Raw genomic sequence first — 16,421 nt, forward strand, 5'->3', positions numbered from 1 at the left:
GAGCGCGTGCTGCCGCGGAGGCGTCGGCCGGGCCCGATACGTGGGACCCATGTCCCTGATGCACAGGGGCTGCTTCTGGAACGGATCCCGTGTCGAGTCACCGGCCGTACGGCGCGAACCGTCCTATGCCGTGAGGGCCGTGAGGGCCGTGCGCACGTCGCGGTGGACAGCGCCCGTCACGGCAAGGACGACGCGACCGCTGTGCATACGTGTGACGTGGACGCAGAACGGCCTAATACCCGAGGACGTGGTCGGTCGTATCCCGGGGCAGCCGCGGCGATAGGGCGGGGAGACAGGCTGCTCTTGACAGTTGGAACACATCGACTTCACCTTTCGCTTGCGGTTGGGCGTCCGCTTTCATGGGCCCGGGGCCGAAACGAGGGGTCCTGGTCTTGTCACCTCGCCGATGCGGCATACCGGACCTTCCCGTGCCGATCACGAGAACCATCGAGGACCGACGTTCCGTGGTGACCATGAGCACTCCGGTTGCAATCGCAGTTGCGGGTTCGTCGGCTATGACCGGCCATCCTCGCAATTTGTGACATGACGCGCATTTGGTCTCGGCCGAGGTTGGCCGACCGGGCGGGGTCACGCTGCGCGCCTCATCCGGGGCATGCCGTGCCAGAACTCGGCCCGCCCAGGCTGAGTTGCTCGGTCACACTGCGGGGGAGTGGAGGACGGGAGCTGATCACGCTGCTCCACCTGAGCACGTCACGTAAACGATCTTCCGGTCGATCAGGGTGCGATGGATCGTTGCCGGGCCGACGCGGGCATGACCTCGGGCCGTGCGAGGTGATGTGCTCAGCCTTCCCGGCCGGCAACGGCGACCACGCCATGGATCCGGTGGCCCGGCAGGAGAGATGCACGTCAGATTCTCCGTGCTGTCACACTTCGCCTCGCCGTCTTGTCAATGGTGCGGAAACGTCAACACGGCATAGGAGAAGAAATGAAGGATGTCCTTGTCATCGGTGGGGGATTCGCCGGCGTGTGGAGCGCGGCAGGAGCCGTGCGAGCCACACGTGAGGCAGGCGAGGAGGTGCGGGTGACCCTGATCAGTGGTGGTGACGATCTGGTCGTGCGTCCCCGTCTCTACGAAGAGGACCCGGAGAGCAAGCGGGTTCCTCTGGACCGTGTTCTCGGGCCCATCGGTGTGCGCCGGGTCACGGCGACGGTGACCGGTATCGACACCGGGGCCCGTACGGTGCGGGCCGTCGGGCGAGCAGGCGAGGATCTGACCCTGTCGTACGACAAGCTTGTGCTGGCCGCCGGCAGTCGGCTGGTGCGCCCCGACTTCCCGGGCGCACGGAATGTCTTCGACGTCGACACGCTGTCCGCGGCGGCCGCGTTCGACCATCACCTGCGGCGGCTGCCGCAGCGGGCGCCGTCCCCGGGCCGGTACACGGCCGTCGTGGTGGGCGCCGGCTTCACCGGCCTGGAAGTGGCCACCGGCCTGGGCGAACGGCTGCGGGCGATCGCCGACGCGCACGGCGCGGGCGAGGAGGTGCGGGTCGTCCTGGTCGACCGCGCCGACGTCCTGGGACCGGAGCTCGGGCCTGGACCCCGCCCGCAGATCGACGGCGCGGTCGATGAACTGAAGATAGAGCGACGTCTGGGACGCACCGTCGCATCGGCTACCCCCGAGGACGTCACCCTCTCGGACGGTGAGGTGATCCCCACAGCCACCGTCGTGTGGACGGCCGGCATGGTCGCCAGTTCTCTGACGGCACAGATCCCGGGGGAACGCGACCGTCTGGGACGGCTGAGCGTGGACGCCTACCTGCGGGTGACGGGAGTTCCTGACGTCTACGCCGCCGGCGACACCGCCTCCGCCCTCGCGGAGGAAGGGCACTACACGACGCAGAGCTGCCAGCACGCCCAGCCGATGGGGAAGTTCGCCGGACACAACGTGGCCGCCGACCTTCTGGGCACCGACCCGCTGCCTTTCACCCCCGATCCCTACGGCGTCTGCCTGGATCTCGGGCCGGCCGGCGCCGTGGTCACACAGGGCTGGGACCGCACGGTCCAGATGACCGGCGAGGGCGCCAAGGCCCTCAAGCGGGACATCAATACGCTGTGGATCTACCCCCCGGTCGATGACCCCGAGCAGATCCTCGCCCAGGCAGGCCGCTTCTCCAACCTCTGACAGCGCGGGCGGCCGCGCATGCCGACCGCCGGTCCTGCAGGATCACTGCCGGCGGCGCGGACGAACGGCATCGCGGACAGGCATCGCACTCGCGTGGTGAGCGCGATGCCTGTCTCGTGGCCGGCTGGGCGGCCGGCGCCGGTCCTGCGCGTGCCTGTTCCCGCTGTACGGCCATGTGATGTCCGAGGCGCCGGCCAGGGCTGACGACCGGCAAGCATCGACGAGGCGTCTCCACGGACGACTGCATGCAGCCAGGATCCGATGCCGGCCGGGGCACCGTCCGCATAGCCGGATTCGACGTCATCGGCCAGGTCGGCTGCCTGGAGCTTCTCGGCGAGATGGGTGGGGGAGACCACGTGCGATTGCGCCGGCCGCGCGGCCCTGCGCGGCGGATGTCGGCAGGGTCCGCAGGTGAGAGCCCTTCCACGACTCATGTAGGCCGTTCGGGTTCTGTGTCGTCGGCTTCGAGAGATCGAGTCACACATCAATGGACTACTCGGTCATAGCTATGGAGGAGCACGTTCTCGAAACGGCCGAGGAGCACTCATGTACACATCCGAACGGCGGGCCGCCACGTCCGTCCTCGTCATCGGGACGGGAGGATCCGGCCTGCGCGCCACCATCGAACTCGCCGAACCCGGGGCCGATGTGCTCGCGATGGGCAAGCGGCCGAAGACGGATGCACACACCTCGCTACGGCCGGTGGAACGGGAGGCCATACCTTCGATCCCCGACGACATCGCGGCGCTCATGCGCGAGGTCTCGACCGCCGGCAAACCCGTCGAGTAGCAAGGGTCACGAACCATGTCGTCGAAGAACGATCCAGCGGAAGACGCCGAGAGCCTTCAGGAGGCCGAGGCGGTGTTCCGCGATGTCCGCGGTCGCATGTTCGGGATCGCCTACCGAATGCTGGGCAGCGTCAGCGAGGCGGAAGACATCCTCCAGGAGGTCTGGATCCGCTGGCAGACCTACGACCGGTCCAAGGTGCAGAACCCGCAGGCGTTCCTCGCGACGACCACGACAAGGCTCGCGATCAACGTCCTGCAATCCGCGAGGGTCCGCCGTGAGACCTATGTCGGTCCGTGGCTGCCGGAGCCGGTCGACACCAGCAGTGACCCGGCGCTGGGCGCCGAGCGCGGAGAGGCTCTGGAGGTCGCGGTGCTGATGCTGCTGGAGAAGCTGACTCCTACGGAGCGGGCTGCATACGTTCTGCGGCAGGCGTTCGACTACCCGTATGAGCAGATCGCGGAGATCATCGGTCAGACGAATGCGAACGTACGCCAGTTGGTGAGCCGGGCACGGAAGCATCTCGCCACGGAGAAACGTGCGAGCGTCGCGGCTGCCGAGCACCAGCGGTTCCTGACCGCGTTCGTGGCGGCCGCACAGACAGGGAACGTGGCCGCATTGGAGGAGCTGTTCGCACAGGACGTCATCTCGTATTCCGACGGCGGAGGAGCTGTTCGGGCCTCGAAGTTCCCCGTTGTGGGCAGTCACCGTGTGGCGAGGTACATCCACGCGTTCGCCGACACCTTCTGGTCCGGTGTGACGGTGGAGCCGGTCGAGACCAACGGCCGGGCCGCGGTGCGTCTGTACCGTGACGGGAACGTGCTCGCCGTTGTCACGGTGAGCGTGACCGCAGACGGTATCGACCGAGTGCTGTGGATGATGAACCCGTCGAAACTCACCGCCATGGCCGCCTGAACCTTCCGTCCGATCCCTCCCACCGGGCACGGATGACCAGCTGGTCCGGCGGAAGGGGCAGGGTCGCATCGGGGCCACACAGCGGCGGTGCGGAGCCCTTTCCCGCCACTTCTGCGAGCACCGCGTCCGCCCCGGCAACCGACGTGGGCCCAGCGGCCGTCGTCCGAGACCCGGCAGAAAGGACCATCCCTCATGGATGAGGACCAGGAAGAGGACCTGGCCCACGCTGAGGTCATAGAGGTGCCGCAGGTGGGGCTGACGCGCCTCGCTGCACACATGTGCCTCGACATCTTCGACTCCGCCCGGCACCGGCGGAAGCTGAACGTGGCTGAGCAACTGCCTGAGACGGTGCCGGACAGGACGTCCACCGTGGCTTCGACTCCGGTGAGGGCGCTGGACCGGATGACGCTCGGCGAGTCCGTGTACACGGCGCTGACGGTCGTGCTGGAATCCCTGAGACCTGCGGCGCGGGTCGTGTTCGTCCTGCGCGACATGTTCGCCCTGTCGTCCGGAGAAATTGCCGCGATCGTCGGCCGTACCCCGCAGATGTGCCGGCAACGCGCGTCCGTCGCCTGGCGGCACGTGCGCGACCGGGGGCGACGGGAGACCGCGTCCGATGTGCACACCCGCATCGTCACGGCCTTCCGCGCCGCCTGCGACACCGGCGACCTCACCACTCTCGTCTCGCTGCTCGACACGGAAGCCACCGCACTCAGCGACGGCGGCGGCAGGGTTCGCGCTGTCCTGAACCCGGTCCACGGCGCGGAGCGCACGGCCCGCTTCATGCTCCGCGTACTGTTGCAGCACCCCGCGCTCGAAGCCAACCTGCAATCCGTGAACGGCAAGACCGGTCTGGTCCTCCGCCACGACACCGTTGTGTCCGGTGTCGTCAGTTTCCACGTGCAGGACGAGAAGATCACCGATGTATGGCTGGTACTCAACCCCGACAAGCTCCGCAGCTGGAACCGCAGCTGACCACTGCGAACGCCCACCGTCGGCAAGTTCGGGGGCGCTCCGCATCACCCAGCAGCGCGGCGGCGATTACCGGCGTGGCCAGTCGCGCGCCCGGCGAGTCCTGTCGAGCCTTCCGCTACGGGTGCAGCACGACCTTCGTGTAGCCCTCGATCCGCTTGTCGAACTTGTCGTACGCCGACGACGCCTGGTCCAGGGGCAGTTCATGCGAGACGGCGAAGCTCGGCGTCGCCCGGCCTTCGATGATCATGTCGCGCAGGTACCGGTTGTAGCGCTTCACGTTGCACTGCCCCGTACCCATTCGCAGGCCCTTCTCGAAGAGCTTGCCGATCGAGACGAGGAGCATGCCGTGCTTGGCCTGCTCGTCGGGGCCTCCGGGGTCGGCCGGGACGTAGAGTCCGGGCACGCCCAGTGCTCCGGTGGCCCGGACCGTACCGACGAGCGAGTTCAGGACGGTCGCCGGTTCCTCGCGGTCCGTGCCGTGCGCTGTCGCCTGGTAGCCGACGGCGTCCACGCCCTTGTCCGTGCCGATGCCCTCGGTCTGCTCCCTGATCTGCTCCACGGGATCGCCTTCGGCGAAGTTGATCGGAACCGCACCGATCTCTCGGGCCTTCTCCAGCCGCTCGGGGACCCGGTCCACGACGAACACCTTCTTCGCGCCGCGCAGCAGGGCCGAGTACGCGGCCATGAGCCCGACCGGCCCGCCGCCGTACACGGCGACGCTCTCGCCCGGGCGGACATCGGCGAGTTCACAGCCGTGGTAGCCGGTGGGGAAGATGTCGGCGAGCAGCATGAAGTCGGTCTCCTGCTCGTTTCCCGGCGGCAGCTTCAGGCTCCGGACTTCCGGGCTATGTGGCAGGGGCGGATCCTGCCACCGCCACCTGGGCCGGGCGCAGGAGGTGGTCGCCGACCCGGTAGCCGTGGCGCAGCACCTCGGTGCACACGGCTTCATGGCCCGTACCGGAGGTGCGGTAGACGATTGCCTCATGAGTGTGCGGATCGAAGGGCTCACCTGCTGCACCGACGGTTCGCAGCCCCAGCGCCGCCAGCCGCTCCTCGAGTACGTCGAAGAGGATCGCCGCAGCGCCGATGTCGTCGCCCTGCCGGCGAGCCTCCTCCACAACATCCAGGACCGGAAGCAGGCCGTTGAGCACATTGACCACCGCGATCTCCCGGATCGCCAGACGGTCGCGGCGCACCCTCTTGCGGTAGTTGTCGTACTCGGCTTTCACCCGCTGCAGATCCTCGGTCAGCTCCGCGATCTGCTCACGCAGCCGTGTGGCCTCAGCCCGATCGGGTCGGCCGGAGTCCGGGCGTCCCTGACCGACACCGTCCGGACCTGACACATCCTGGTGTCGCCGGGACTGCAGGATGACCGGGTCGATCCTGCACACGTCGCGCACCACCACAGGTGACCGCTCACCCTGATGCCTGAGGTGCGGCTCGTTGCTCATCCGGCGCCTCCCTTCCGCTCGTCGTCGACGATCTCCGCATCGACGACGTCCTCCTCGCCGGTGCCAGGGCCCCCAGCCGTGCTGCTGTCGGCCGCGCTGCCCCCACCGGCTTCGCCCTGTGTCTGTGCGTACAGGGCGGTGCCGATCCGCTGCGCGGCCGCACTTGCCTTCTCGGTGGCGGTGCGGATCTCGGTGGTGTCCTCGCCCTTGAGTTTCTCCTTCAGCTCGGTGAGCGCGGTCTCCACCTCCGTCTTCACGTCGCCGGGGATCTTTTCCGCGTTGTCCTGCAGCAGCTTCTCGGTCTGGTAGACCAGGGACTCCGCCCGGTTGCGGGTCTCGGCGGCCTCCCTGTGCTGTCGGTCCTCCTCCGCGTACTGCTCGGCCTCCTGCACCATGCGGTCGATGTCGTCCCTGGGCAGCGAGGAGCCACCGGTGACGGTCATCTTCTGCTCCTTGCCGGTGCCGAGGTCCTTGGCAGCGACGTGCATGATGCCGTTGGCGTCGATGTCGAACGCGACCTCGATCTGCGGGACACCACGCGGGGCCGGCGGCAGACCGGTCAGCTCGAAGACGCCGAGCTTCTTGTTGTACGCCGCGATCTCGCGCTCGCCCTGGTAGACCTGGATCTGCACCGACGGCTGGTTGTCCTCGGCCGTCGTGAAGATCTCGGACCGCTTGGTCGGGATCGTGGTGTTGCGCTCGATGAGCTTCGTCATGATGCCGCCCTTGGTCTCGATACCGAGGGACAGCGGCGTGACGTCGAGGAGCAGAACGTCCTTGACCTCACCCTTGAGGACACCAGCCTGGAGCGAGGCACCGATGGCGACGACCTCGTCGGGGTTCACACCCTTGTGCGGATCCTTGGAGGTCAGTCCCTTCACCAGCTCGGTCACTGCCGGCATCCGCGTCGAACCGCCGACCAGGATCACATGATCGATGTCCGACACCTTGATCCTGGCGTCCTTGATCGCGTTGTGGAACGGACCTTTGCAGCGCTCCAGCAGGGCGGCCGTGAGCTGCTCGAACTGCGCACGTGTCAGCTTCTCGTCCAGATGCAGCGGGCCCTCGGCAGAAGCCGAGATGTAGGGCAGGTTGATCGTCGTCTCGGTCGCGGACGACAGTTCGATCTTCGCCTTCTCGGCGGCCTCGCGCAGACGCTGCAGCGCCATCTTGTCCTTGGACAGGTCGACGCCGTAGCCGTTCTTGAACTGCTTCACCAGGTGGTCGACGATCTGCTGGTCCCAGTCGTCACCGCCGAGGTGCGTGTCGCCATTGGTCGCCTTGACCTCCACCAGGCCCTCGCCGATCTCCAGCAGGGACACGTCGAAGGTGCCGCCACCGAGGTCGAACACGAGGATCGTCTGGTCGTTCTCCTTGTCCAGACCGTAGGCCAGCGCCGCGGACGTCGGCTCGTTGATGATGCGCAGGACGTTCAGGCCCGCGATGTGGCCCGCCTCCTTGGTCGCGGTGCGCTGAGAGTCGTTGAAGTACGCCGGGACGGTGATCACCGCGTCGGTGACGTCCTCCCCGAGATGTGCTTCGGCGTCCCGCTTCAGCTTCTGCAGCACGCGTGCGGAGATCTCCTGCGCGGTGTACCGCTTGCCATCGATGTCGCCGGACTCGGGGAAACGCCACTGCGCCTCTCCCATGTGCCGCTTGACCGACCGCGCGGTGCGCTCGACATTCGTCACCGCCTGTCGCTTGGCGATCTCGCCGACGAGCACCTCACCCGTCTTGGCGAACGCCACCACCGACGGAGTGGTCCGCGCACCCTCGGTATTCGCAATGACCGTCGGCTCACCGGCCTCGAGCACAGACACCACGGAGTTCGTCGTTCCCAGGTCAACACCCACAGCCCGTGCCATCACTGCCTCCCTTTCCCGGCAATGCTTGATGCCCTTCCATTGATAAAACCTGAGTGCACCTGGGTCAAGTGTGGTCCTCCCTGGCCTGCCGCAGTGCGGTGTTCGGGCCAGCCTGCTCGGGGGCCGCGCTCACATCGCGGCGTTGCCTGTTGTTGTGCCTGCGCAACCTCTCGATCTGCTGGACGAGGCGGTCCACGCGGTCGGCAAGATCGCGGCGGTCCTCCAGATACGGGCGCGCGTGAGCGAGCGGCTCGATGAGGCGGGCGGCGTCGCTGAGGTCGATCCTGCAATTCGGGGGCGAACCGGTTCGGAGTGCCGGGCGGCCATCGTGTTACTCCCTGGGGCCATTGTCCCCGTTCGCCAAGTCACCGGCCTGCTCGCCGGTGCTTCGACCCTGCGGGCCTGCCCTGATGAGCACCGACCCGTTCCGTGAGCTCGAACGACTCACCCAGCAGTTCGCCGGTGGCACCTGGTCACGGCCCACGGTGATGCCGATGGACGCGTACCGCGAGGGCGACGAGTACGTGGTCCCCTTCGGCCTTCCCGGAGTCACCCCCGACTTGATTGACATCGACGCCGAACATGCTGACCAAGAAGGCGGAGCGCCGGCCCACGCCCAACGGTGACGAGCGCCGAAACCACCGCCGAGCAGGGGCACCGGTTCCGCGTCACGGAGCTTCCCGCGGCCGACCGGTGCGAGTGCCGGCAGAGTCCGATGAGTACGCCGCCTCGCCGACGATGTGATCAATCCCCAGGAGCAAGTCACCACCGGGCTACAAAGGATGCGAACTCAGCCCGGTCGGCCCGACTGACGCGAGAGGACATCCGGGGACGTGTCCGCGCCGGAGAGGTCTCCCCTTTCCTCGTCGGCAGGGCCTCCCGTGCAGATCTCCAGGAGTGTGACGGTTGAGGTCGGTTCGATCGCGCACGGGGCCGTGCGGCCGTGGTCGGCGTCGATCGCCCGGCCGGCCCTGTGGACGACGGGATTGGAGCCGTCGGACATGTCTGCGGTGGTGCGGCGGTCCCGGAGTGGTCGGCGGCTGCAAGAAGAGCCGGCGAGGCCCGATCGACCGTGGAATCGGCAACCTTCGGCTGTTTCAGGGGCGCGCCTTGCTGAGGGAAATTCTCGACGGCGCGATGGAGACCAGGACCGGGCTTACAGCATCGCGAAGGGGCTCGGACGAGGCGCCAGGTCCTGCCGTCCTCGCAACAAGACAAAGAGGAGAGGTCATGGCGCGGGTGGTAGTGGAGGGCACCGATATCGTTGTTCGCCTGTCATGGTGGGAGAAGGTGGTGACACGCCACGGCGATGTGCGGGTACCGGGATCGGCACTTCGCCGGCTGTATCTCGAGCCCGACTGGTGGCGGGCGCTTCGCGGAGGGCGCGGTCGCGGCACCTGGATTCCTGGACGGCTGTGCGCGGGTATCCGCCCACTTCCGGAGGGACAGGACTTCGCGTTGGTACGGACCGGCGGGCCGGTGCTGTGTGTGGAACTGCGCCGGGGTGCACCGTTCAGCAGGCTGGCGATCTCCGTCCCCGACCCTGAGAGGGCCATGCGGGTACTGCTGCCGCTGGTGCCGCGGGATCGTCTGGGAACGTGAGTGCGTGATTTGATGCCGCTGATCGGATCCTCCGTGGCAGGGCCGACTCGTCCCTGCCCGTCCGGGACCTGAGCCCGGCGAACTGTGCCCCGCTGGAGCCGCCACCCGGACGGGGGAATCGGCAGCAGGTGTCGCCGCCTTGTGCGGCACGGGACATGTGATCCCGGACGGTTCTGCCACACCGCATCGAACCGACCCGGAACCGACCAGGTGCGCGACCGGCCGTTGGGGTGCGTGCGCCCCTACGCCCCTTCGCCCGGTTGCTCGTGTGCGCGCCACCTCACCGATTGCGGCCTCAGAGTGATCGGCGCAGGGTTGGTACGTCAGTCCCCCTCACAGTGAAGGACAGCATCGTTATGAGTAAGGCAAAGGCGAAGGCCAAGCAGGTCAAGGGCAAGCTGAAGGAAACCGCTGGCGATGCCATGGGCGACAAGGGCATGCAGGCAGAGGGCCGCAGTGAGCGATTGACGGGCAAGGCCCAGGAGACCGCAGCCAAGGCGGCTGAGCGGTTGAAGAAGTCCGGACGGTAGTCGCCTGGGCGCAGGAAGGACCGCGCAGCCGGGGTGACGGCATCCGGGCTTCACGCTCGCGCGCCGGAGTTTCAGATTTCGGTGCTACTGAACTTCGCCGGCGTTCAGCGAACGCCGAGTCCGAGTCGCTTGCAACACCGGTTCGGAGGCTGATCACCCGTCAGGCACGCCTCTCCACAGGTGGAGTCGTCGTGCCCGGCCCGTCGTCCCGCGCCTGCCATGGCTGTTCTTACCGAGCGTTCGTCCTTGCGCAAAGGGCAGCCATGGCGGGGTGGGCGGGTTCACAAGCCCGCCCCTACTCGTCGTCACACGACCCGGGTGCCCGAAGGTCGGACAGCTCATGCTGCGGAGCCAAGGGTTCGGCAAGGAGCGTTCCATGGTGCCGGTCGGAAAGAGGAACCGGTGGTGCTCCGTGCAGAGCGGCCGTGAGAGAAGCGGAAGGCCCCACCGCCGGCCTCGGAGCGGCACGCGGAGTAAGGACTCGTCATCCCGCCGGGCGCCGAGCAACTGCCGTTCGGCGTCGCAGCCACCGGATGGTTGGAAGACCGGTTCGAGGGCCGGTGACGCGGCGCCCTCGCAATCCCATAGGTGGCGACACCCTGCTGTGACGTTGTTCTGCCTGGAGCGGGGCAGCCTCAACGGCTGGGAAGCGATTCTCGGCAACTCGGTGTGGGCCGAATGGCGAGGGGTCGACTCCCACCGATACCAGCTTGTGGGCGTGCCGGTCCGCAGGGAAGCGGGAACGCGGGGGTGTGCCTGGGGCGTGGCTGCGCCGGGGAGGTGAGTGCCGTGTCCGTCTTCGCGCGCAGAGCGCGGGTTTTGCCTCCTTGGCCTGTTGTCTGGGTGTCTGCGGTTCCGTTCGCAGAGGGCGACGAACCCGATGAAGGGACTGTCATGGGACACGGCGGCAATGTGATCGCGGAGTTCACGGCCGATCATCGTGAGCTGGAGGAGTTGTTCGCGCAGATCGAAGCGCAGCCGGTCGACCATCCGCGGCGACGTGAGCTGGCGGACCGGCTGACCGCAGAACTTGTACGGCACTCCGTCGCCGAGGAGATGTACCTGTATCCGACGGTACGCAAGCACGTACCGCACGGTGGGGCACTGGCGGACAAGGAACTAGCCGATCACGCCAAGGTCGAGCAGATGCTCAAGGACCTCGAAGATCTGCCCGCCGACGATCCGCAGTTCAACGACATCGTTGCGAAGCTCAAGTTCGAGGTCGCCTCCCACGTGCGTGAGGAGGAGCACGAGCTGTTCCCGAGACTCGCGGAGTCGTTTTCGTCCGACAAGCTGGACGAGCTGGGGCGGCTGGTGCGCCGGGCCAAGGAGATGGCCCCCACCCGACCGCACCCCTCCCTCCCGAACACCCCGCCCGCCAACAAACTGCTCGCGCCCGGCGTCGGACTGGTGGACCGCGTACGCGACCTGCTCAGCAGCCGCACGCCTACAGGTTGAACCGTCAGCCAGTGTCCGCAAGTGAGTCCTGAACGTCTGCGTATGCGATCACGGCCGGCTCGCGTAAGGATCGGATTACGGGCGGTGGCCCGGTTGCGCCCCGACCTCGCGAGGGTCGGTCCCTTCCCCGGCGCTCCGGTCCGCTTCCCGGCCCACACTGGTCGTGGACCTGATGGCCGCCCTGAACGCCTCGGTGGAGGCGGCCGGGAAGAGCCGTTGTGAGCACGCCGGGGACGCCACTGTGCACGAGATGCGGCCCAGCAGGAAACCGGCTGCGAAGAAGACTGTTCCGGCGAAGAAGACAGCAACTGCGAAGAAGAGCATGGCCAGGAAGGCGTCCGCGAGGAAGCGCAGCGCGTCCTGACCGAACGCGGTCACCGTCGTGGTAAGCCCTGCCGTAGGGCTGCTGCGACACCTGGTCCGGCAGCGGCTGCGCCCTGACCTGGCCGCAGCCAAGGGTGATTGACCACCCAACACTGCGGGGATGTCCGTACCGCCCAAGTGCTGAGGTTTGCTCCTACCCTCGTCACATGACCGAGAACGAGATCAAACTCAAGGCCATCGCGGCGCTCACCGCACTGCGCAGCGGGGTCGGAACCGACTATGTCTCGGACCTGCTCGGCGAAGTGGTTCCCGAGCATTTCATCGTGCCTGCCGCCGCGGGTCCGCGTGAGGTCGGGCTATCTGTTCTGGGCCAGCTCTCCCAGCCGCTCAGCGCACTGATCACCGGATTCGTGATCGCGTTCCAGGCCGTTGCGGACGCCTATGACGAGACAGTACCTGTGACATCGACGGAAGAAATTCTTCAGGCCCTTGCACTCGAACTCGCGCGCGAATCAGATTGAACCGTTCTCGAAGCCGACTCGCGCTCTCGCGTATCCGCACGTCGATCCGGTATCAGACCGGTAGCTCGATAACCAGTTCGAAGCGGGTGGTCGTCTCGGGCGACAGCGGCAGGGTTGCCCCGGTGACCGAGGGGCGCTTCGGCCGGTCGAGCTTTCGTGGCTCGATGCTTTCGTGCAGCTCCCAGGCTCGAGGGTCGGCGATCGTCTGAGTGACCGGCTACCGCGGGCTCCGACAGCCAGGCCAGGTCTACGGTCAGTTGGGCGGGGCGCGGGACGGCGTGGACGCCTCGTTCCGCGCTGGGGCGCCGTCAACTTCCAGCGGGCCAAGACCTGGCTGCAGGAGGCCCGCCCTCGCATCACGGGAAGACCTGGGGAGCGGGCCACGCGGATATTCAGGCTCCCACAGTCCCGTCGAGCCCTTCACGCAGAAGGTCCGCGTGTCCGTTGTGGCGGCCGTACTCGAGGAGGACGTGCACCATCACCATCCGCAGCGATACTTCCTCGTCCCATCGTGGCTGGTACCCGGCCAGGTCGAGAGAGTCAGCCTCCCGCTCGATGGAGCGCGACTTCTCCACTTCGGCCTCCCAGGCATCGAACGCCTCGCCCCTGGTTGACGCGCTTGCGTCGTACGCCGCCTGGAAGTCGGTCTTGTCGGACCAGACCATGGGCGCGTCGTTGTCCTCGAACACTCGACGGAACCAAGCGCGTTCCACCTCCGCCATGTGCCGTACCAGACCGAGCAGCGAAAGTGTCGACGGCGGCATCGAGCGCTGCCGCAGTTCCTCGTCGGCAAGCCCTTCGCACTTCATGGCGAGGGTCGCGCGGTGGTAGTCGAGGAAGGCCCGCAGCATGTCGCGTTCGCTGCCAAAACTGGGCGGTCCTATGCGATTGTCGCTGGTCACTGGTCGTACCCCTCGTCCGTGGCCGTATCTCGGAGCCCAGTATCCACTCCCTTCGGCCGGTCCCGGGGGAGGGCCGTCCGGCGCACCCGACCGTCACCACGGGCCGTGAACGGCACGGGACCCGCCCCGGGGGCTATCGCTGGTGCCCGATCAGTCGGCGAACGCATCGAGTGGGCAGGAGCGCACGCCCTCTGCACGGGTGATCGAGAAGCTCGGGCTCGCGCGACGCCGGATCAGGCTGCTGAGCGTGGTGCATGAGGCCGGGCACGTGTGGTCACGGCGGCAGTGGGCTGGGGCCGTCGAAGGTGTAGACCGCGGTGTGGCGAGGCAAAGTTCCTGCAGCACCATTCTGCGTTGCCCTTCAGAGCCTGGTTGTCAGTGCCGGATGGAAGACTTCCCGGCATGATCGAACCGAACCCGAAAGCGGATCTTCTCCGTTACCTGCAAGACGCTCGTGACGCCCTGTTGTGGAAGCTCGACGGGCTTTCGGAGTACGACATCCGCCGCCCCCTGACACCCACCGGAACCAACCTGTTGGGACTGGTCAAGCATGTCGCCGGCGTGGAGGTGGGGTACCTCGGCGACACGTTCGGGCGGCCGTTCTTCGACGACGAGCCGCCGCCCTGGTGGTACACGGAGGACGCCGAACCCAACGCGGACATGTGGGCAACTGCAGACGAGTCGCGCGAAGAGATCATCAGGCTGTATCACCAGGCGTGGGAGCACTCGAACAGCACGATCGCGACGCTGACGCTGGACGCGATCGGTCACGTCCCGTGGTGGCCGGAGGCACGACGGGAGGTAACACTGCACCACGTCCTGGTGCGTGTGATCGCCGATACCCACCGGCACGCCGGCCACGCCGACATCGTGCGCGAGCTCATCGACGGGACCGTCGGGCTGTTGAAGGACAGCGACAACGTGCCGCCAGGCGACGAGGCATGGTGGGAGAACCACCGAAGCCGACTGGAGCGCGTGGCGCGCGAAGCCGGCAACGGCTGATCCCGCCCTGCTGCCGCCGACCCCACCGGCTGTGCGGTCGGCCATGCGGCGGGCCAGGCCACGGCCGTCCTCGATGCTCAGACGACCGGCGTGCCGATGGCGCTCGAGCGGATACCCGTGAACGGGGTGCCGATGGGCCGCGTCGCTCTTCACGGTCAGTGGCCGGCTGTTCCGCCTGTCGGCGCGACCGATCGCCACTGCGACGTGAGCTTTCGCGGCGCGGGCGGGAAGCCCCTGCGGCCCAGCGGTCGCCCTGGCAACACTGGTGGTGCGTGCGTGCACTGCGGTGCCGACAACCCTGCCGGCCGTGGTTGCCGGGGCATGCGACGGCCCTCGGAACTCCTTGTAGAGTCCCGGGGGCCGTGCAGCACAGAACAGACGCACTGTCAGATGAACGGGCCGCCGAAGGGTGTGCCGGCGCCGTAGTAGGTGCCCAGCTGATTGTGGTAGCCCGGGTCGCCGAGGTGCTTCTCCCGATTGAATTCCGGGGCGTCCTTGATCTGCTGCTTGGTGCGGTCGACGAAGATCTTCTGCTCGTCCGGGTCGATACTGACGACCGTGCTCGCCGGGAGCAGGACTTCCCGGCCGAAGATCCACACGCCGGTGTCCACCACCAGGTAAGCGTCATCGACCTCATCGGAGTGCTTGTCTACCTTCCCGATGCTGCCGTCCGTGGCCTCGACCTTGTAGCCGGTGAGATCCGGGCCCGTCACACGGCCCGCAGTCGACTTGTAATTCCACACATTCTCAGTCACGCGAAAACAACTCCTCCGGTAAACGGAGGGCGGCAGGGATCCCCGCCGGCCTCCTTTTTCCGTACGTCGTGCACAGCGGCTTCATCGGCCGCGCCGCTCCGGGTGCCCCGCATCCGGAGATTCACGCCCCCGATCGAAAATTTAATCGGGACCGTCTCCGATACTGCTTGGAATGCGCCGAAGCTGTCGGCTACCAGCGATACCAGCGGCCGGTGCCGCCCTTCGGGCGGGCGACGAAGCCGATCAGCCACAGGACCAGCACGACGATCGCGACCCACCACAAAATTTTCAGCGCGAAACCCGCGCCGAAGAGAATCAGCGCCAGTAGAAGAACGAGAAGCAGGGGAACCATGGTTATCAACCTCCGTACCACCGCCTGCCCCGGTATTTGCCGACCATGCGCACGAATGAAAAAACCAGCCTGCATTCGAACACGTAAGTGCGATCTGACCTGCTCTCTTCTGAAATTGAATATGCGGCTTGAACGGGGGGTTTCTGGGCCATGGACACCACAAGAGGCGAGGGGGATGCTCACCTACGGGAAGGCCGTCGCGGTGTGCGTCGCCGGAACGAGGAAGGCGCCCACAGGGGCGGCGCACATTGAAGGACGGTCCGGAACCCCCGCCGTCGGCTTGCCCGACTCCCCACGCACCGCAAGCGCTCAGTCGTCGCCTTCGTACTTCCCGCTCGGGCGTTGGTGGGCGGCAGGGACCTCGGCACCGTTGCTGTCGGAGACTGTGGCGAAGAAGGAGGTGGCCCACACCGTGATGCAGTCCGGTTCGTGGATCGCCTCGAAAGGGTGGTCGTCCCAGTGGCCGTACGACGTGACCGTGACCCGGTCGCCGGGCATGAGCCAGTAGTCCTGCCCGAACGGCTCCAGCCACAGCTCCAGCAGCTTGTCGCCGTCGTTCTGTACGAGCATCGGCACCGGGTTCCCCAGCTTCCTGATGGCCTCGAAACTGAAGTCCCCCGCTCCTGGCATGTTCTTCCGCAGCGGCTCGATGAACCGCTCGGCCGGCGTGGGCTCGGGCCTGTTCCTTCTTCTCCACATGACCAAGATTCTGGGCCCGGTCCCGAACGGGCCCTCGTGCGGGGGCGTTCATCGACCCCCGGTTCGGAGGTGACGCTCGCACATCTGACGGGGCTCGTGCCTGATGCTGCCTCAGCAATTGTGCGAGTTCACATCCCCGTG

Annotated in this window: 17 protein-coding genes and 2 pseudogenes; 10 read left to right on the plus strand and 9 right to left on the minus strand. The window is 67.1% G+C overall.

Features of this window, described 5'->3' with window-relative positions; translation table 11 throughout:
* Positions 1–946 precede the first annotated feature (946 nt).
* From OHA88_RS40850 to OHA88_RS40865, 4 genes are all read left to right on the plus strand, one after another.
* On the plus strand, positions 947–2,143 hold the full coding sequence (locus tag OHA88_RS40850) for an NAD(P)/FAD-dependent oxidoreductase (RefSeq protein WP_328629281.1): 1,197 nt from the start codon (positions 947–949) through the stop codon (positions 2,141–2,143).
* A gap of 546 nt (positions 2,144–2,689) precedes the next feature.
* Positions 2,690–2,932, plus strand: coding sequence for an FAD-binding protein (locus OHA88_RS40855; protein WP_328629282.1), 243 nt, complete (start codon positions 2,690–2,692; stop codon positions 2,930–2,932).
* 15 nt (positions 2,933–2,947) lie between these two features.
* Complete coding sequence (locus tag OHA88_RS40860; protein WP_328629283.1) at positions 2,948–3,844, plus strand: RNA polymerase sigma-70 factor; 897 nt, start codon at positions 2,948–2,950, stop codon at positions 3,842–3,844.
* 192 nt (positions 3,845–4,036) lie between these two features.
* Positions 4,037–4,819: a sigma factor-like helix-turn-helix DNA-binding protein gene (locus tag OHA88_RS40865; protein ID WP_328629284.1), complete on the plus strand. Its 783-nt coding sequence runs from the start codon at positions 4,037–4,039 to the stop codon at positions 4,817–4,819.
* A 115-nt stretch (positions 4,820–4,934) separates the two neighbouring features.
* Here OHA88_RS40865 and OHA88_RS40870 read toward each other — a convergent pair.
* The 3 genes and pseudogenes from OHA88_RS40870 to dnaK form a co-directional block, all read right to left on the minus strand.
* Positions 4,935–5,648, minus strand: a pseudogene (locus OHA88_RS40870) (zinc-binding dehydrogenase); the annotation flags it as partial.
* 16 nt (positions 5,649–5,664) lie between these two features.
* Positions 5,665–6,270: a nucleotide exchange factor GrpE gene (gene grpE / locus OHA88_RS40875; RefSeq protein ID WP_328629285.1), complete on the minus strand. Its 606-nt coding sequence runs from the start codon at positions 6,268–6,270 to the stop codon at positions 5,665–5,667.
* Complete coding sequence (gene dnaK / locus OHA88_RS40880) at positions 6,267–8,135, minus strand: molecular chaperone DnaK (protein ID WP_328629286.1); 1,869 nt, start codon at positions 8,133–8,135, stop codon at positions 6,267–6,269. The genes grpE and dnaK overlap by 4 nt, the downstream gene beginning before the upstream one ends.
* Before the next feature lie 410 nt (positions 8,136–8,545).
* Between dnaK and OHA88_RS40885 the strand changes: the two are divergent.
* A pseudogene (locus OHA88_RS40885) lies at positions 8,546–8,762 on the plus strand (Hsp20/alpha crystallin family protein); the annotation flags it as partial.
* Between the two features lie 163 nt (positions 8,763–8,925).
* Here OHA88_RS40885 and OHA88_RS40890 read toward each other — a convergent pair.
* Positions 8,926–9,138, minus strand: a complete 213-nt coding sequence (locus OHA88_RS40890; protein ID WP_328629287.1) for a hypothetical protein — start codon at positions 9,136–9,138, stop codon at positions 8,926–8,928.
* A 227-nt stretch (positions 9,139–9,365) separates the two neighbouring features.
* On the opposite strand from OHA88_RS40890, the gene OHA88_RS40895 reads away from it, so the two are divergent.
* The 3 genes from OHA88_RS40895 to OHA88_RS40905 all read left to right on the plus strand — a co-directional run bounded on the left by OHA88_RS40895 (position 9,366) and on the right by OHA88_RS40905 (position 11,725).
* Positions 9,366–9,737, plus strand: coding sequence for a hypothetical protein (locus OHA88_RS40895; protein WP_328629288.1), 372 nt, complete (start codon positions 9,366–9,368; stop codon positions 9,735–9,737).
* 356 nt (positions 9,738–10,093) lie between these two features.
* Positions 10,094–10,267, plus strand: coding sequence for a CsbD family protein (locus OHA88_RS40900; RefSeq protein ID WP_326601489.1), 174 nt, complete (start codon positions 10,094–10,096; stop codon positions 10,265–10,267).
* 894 nt (positions 10,268–11,161) lie between these two features.
* A complete protein-coding gene (locus OHA88_RS40905; protein ID WP_328629289.1) occupies positions 11,162–11,725 on the plus strand; it encodes a hemerythrin domain-containing protein in 564 nt (187 codons plus the stop codon).
* Positions 11,726–11,800: 75 nt separating this feature from the next.
* Here OHA88_RS40905 and OHA88_RS44765 read toward each other — a convergent pair whose 3' ends face one another.
* Positions 11,801–12,103 (minus strand): hypothetical protein, encoded by a 303-nt coding sequence (locus tag OHA88_RS44765; RefSeq protein WP_443044336.1) that lies wholly within the window; start codon positions 12,101–12,103, stop codon positions 11,801–11,803.
* 152 nt (positions 12,104–12,255) lie between these two features.
* Between OHA88_RS44765 and OHA88_RS40915 the strand changes: the two genes are divergently transcribed.
* On the plus strand, positions 12,256–12,570 hold the full coding sequence (locus OHA88_RS40915) for a hypothetical protein (RefSeq protein ID WP_328629290.1): 315 nt from the start codon (positions 12,256–12,258) through the stop codon (positions 12,568–12,570).
* Positions 12,571–12,962: 392 nt separating this feature from the next.
* On the opposite strand, the gene OHA88_RS40920 is transcribed toward OHA88_RS40915, so the two are convergent.
* On the minus strand, positions 12,963–13,472 hold the full coding sequence (locus OHA88_RS40920; protein ID WP_267007146.1) for a DinB family protein: 510 nt from the start codon (positions 13,470–13,472) through the stop codon (positions 12,963–12,965).
* Between the two features lie 402 nt (positions 13,473–13,874).
* Between OHA88_RS40920 and OHA88_RS40925 the strand changes: the two genes are divergently transcribed.
* Positions 13,875–14,474 carry a DinB family protein gene (locus OHA88_RS40925; protein WP_328629291.1) on the plus strand — a complete coding sequence of 200 codons (600 nt, stop codon included), beginning with the start codon at positions 13,875–13,877 and terminating at the stop codon, positions 14,472–14,474.
* Positions 14,475–14,860: 386 nt separating this feature from the next.
* Here the strand turns inward: OHA88_RS40925 and OHA88_RS40930 are convergent, their stop codons facing one another.
* The 3 genes from OHA88_RS40930 to OHA88_RS40940 all read right to left on the minus strand — a co-directional run bounded on the left by OHA88_RS40930 (position 14,861) and on the right by OHA88_RS40940 (position 16,280).
* The gene (locus OHA88_RS40930; RefSeq protein WP_328629292.1) at positions 14,861–15,229 is read right to left on the minus strand and encodes a PRC-barrel domain containing protein; all 369 of its coding nucleotides are present in this window, start codon (positions 15,227–15,229) and stop codon (positions 14,861–14,863) included.
* Positions 15,230–15,419: 190 nt separating this feature from the next.
* On the minus strand, positions 15,420–15,581 hold the full coding sequence (locus OHA88_RS40935; RefSeq protein ID WP_328629293.1) for a hydrophobic protein: 162 nt from the start codon (positions 15,579–15,581) through the stop codon (positions 15,420–15,422).
* Between the two features lie 309 nt (positions 15,582–15,890).
* Positions 15,891–16,280 (minus strand): hypothetical protein, encoded by a 390-nt coding sequence (locus tag OHA88_RS40940; RefSeq protein WP_328629294.1) that lies wholly within the window; start codon positions 16,278–16,280, stop codon positions 15,891–15,893.
* Positions 16,281–16,421: the final 141 nt, after the last annotated feature.

This window comes from Streptomyces sp. NBC_00353 (assembly GCF_036108815.1).
In the GTDB taxonomy this organism is placed as follows: domain Bacteria; phylum Actinomycetota; class Actinomycetes; order Streptomycetales; family Streptomycetaceae; genus Streptomyces.

What these genes read in the sequence shown, in the direction of transcription:
- OHA88_RS40855 (WP_328629282.1), top strand. Translation starts at nt 2,690, where the DNA reads ATGTACACATCCGAACGGCGGGCCGCCACGTCCGTCCTCGTCATCGGG.
- OHA88_RS40860 (WP_328629283.1), top strand. Translation starts at nt 2,948, where the DNA reads ATGTCGTCGAAGAACGATCCAGCGGAAGACGCCGAGAGCCTTCAGGAG.
- OHA88_RS40925 (WP_328629291.1), top strand. Translation starts at nt 13,875, where the DNA reads ATGATCGAACCGAACCCGAAAGCGGATCTTCTCCGTTACCTGCAAGAC.
- OHA88_RS40895 (WP_328629288.1), top strand. Translation starts at nt 9,366, where the DNA reads ATGGCGCGGGTGGTAGTGGAGGGCACCGATATCGTTGTTCGCCTGTCA.
- OHA88_RS40940 (WP_328629294.1), bottom strand. Translation starts at nt 16,280, where the DNA reads ATGTGGAGAAGAAGGAACAGGCCCGAGCCCACGCCGGCCGAGCGGTTC.
- OHA88_RS40905 (WP_328629289.1), top strand. Translation starts at nt 11,162, where the DNA reads ATGGGACACGGCGGCAATGTGATCGCGGAGTTCACGGCCGATCATCGT.
- OHA88_RS40915 (WP_328629290.1), top strand. Translation starts at nt 12,256, where the DNA reads ATGACCGAGAACGAGATCAAACTCAAGGCCATCGCGGCGCTCACCGCA.
- OHA88_RS40900 (WP_326601489.1), top strand. Translation starts at nt 10,094, where the DNA reads ATGAGTAAGGCAAAGGCGAAGGCCAAGCAGGTCAAGGGCAAGCTGAAG.
- dnaK (WP_328629286.1), bottom strand. Translation starts at nt 8,135, where the DNA reads ATGGCACGGGCTGTGGGTGTTGACCTGGGAACGACGAACTCCGTGGTG.
- OHA88_RS40890 (WP_328629287.1), bottom strand. Translation starts at nt 9,138, where the DNA reads ATGTCCGACGGCTCCAATCCCGTCGTCCACAGGGCCGGCCGGGCGATC.
- OHA88_RS40865 (WP_328629284.1), top strand. Translation starts at nt 4,037, where the DNA reads ATGGATGAGGACCAGGAAGAGGACCTGGCCCACGCTGAGGTCATAGAG.
- OHA88_RS40850 (WP_328629281.1), top strand. Translation starts at nt 947, where the DNA reads ATGAAGGATGTCCTTGTCATCGGTGGGGGATTCGCCGGCGTGTGGAGC.
- OHA88_RS40935 (WP_328629293.1), bottom strand. Translation starts at nt 15,581, where the DNA reads ATGGTTCCCCTGCTTCTCGTTCTTCTACTGGCGCTGATTCTCTTCGGC.
- grpE (WP_328629285.1), bottom strand. Translation starts at nt 6,270, where the DNA reads ATGAGCAACGAGCCGCACCTCAGGCATCAGGGTGAGCGGTCACCTGTG.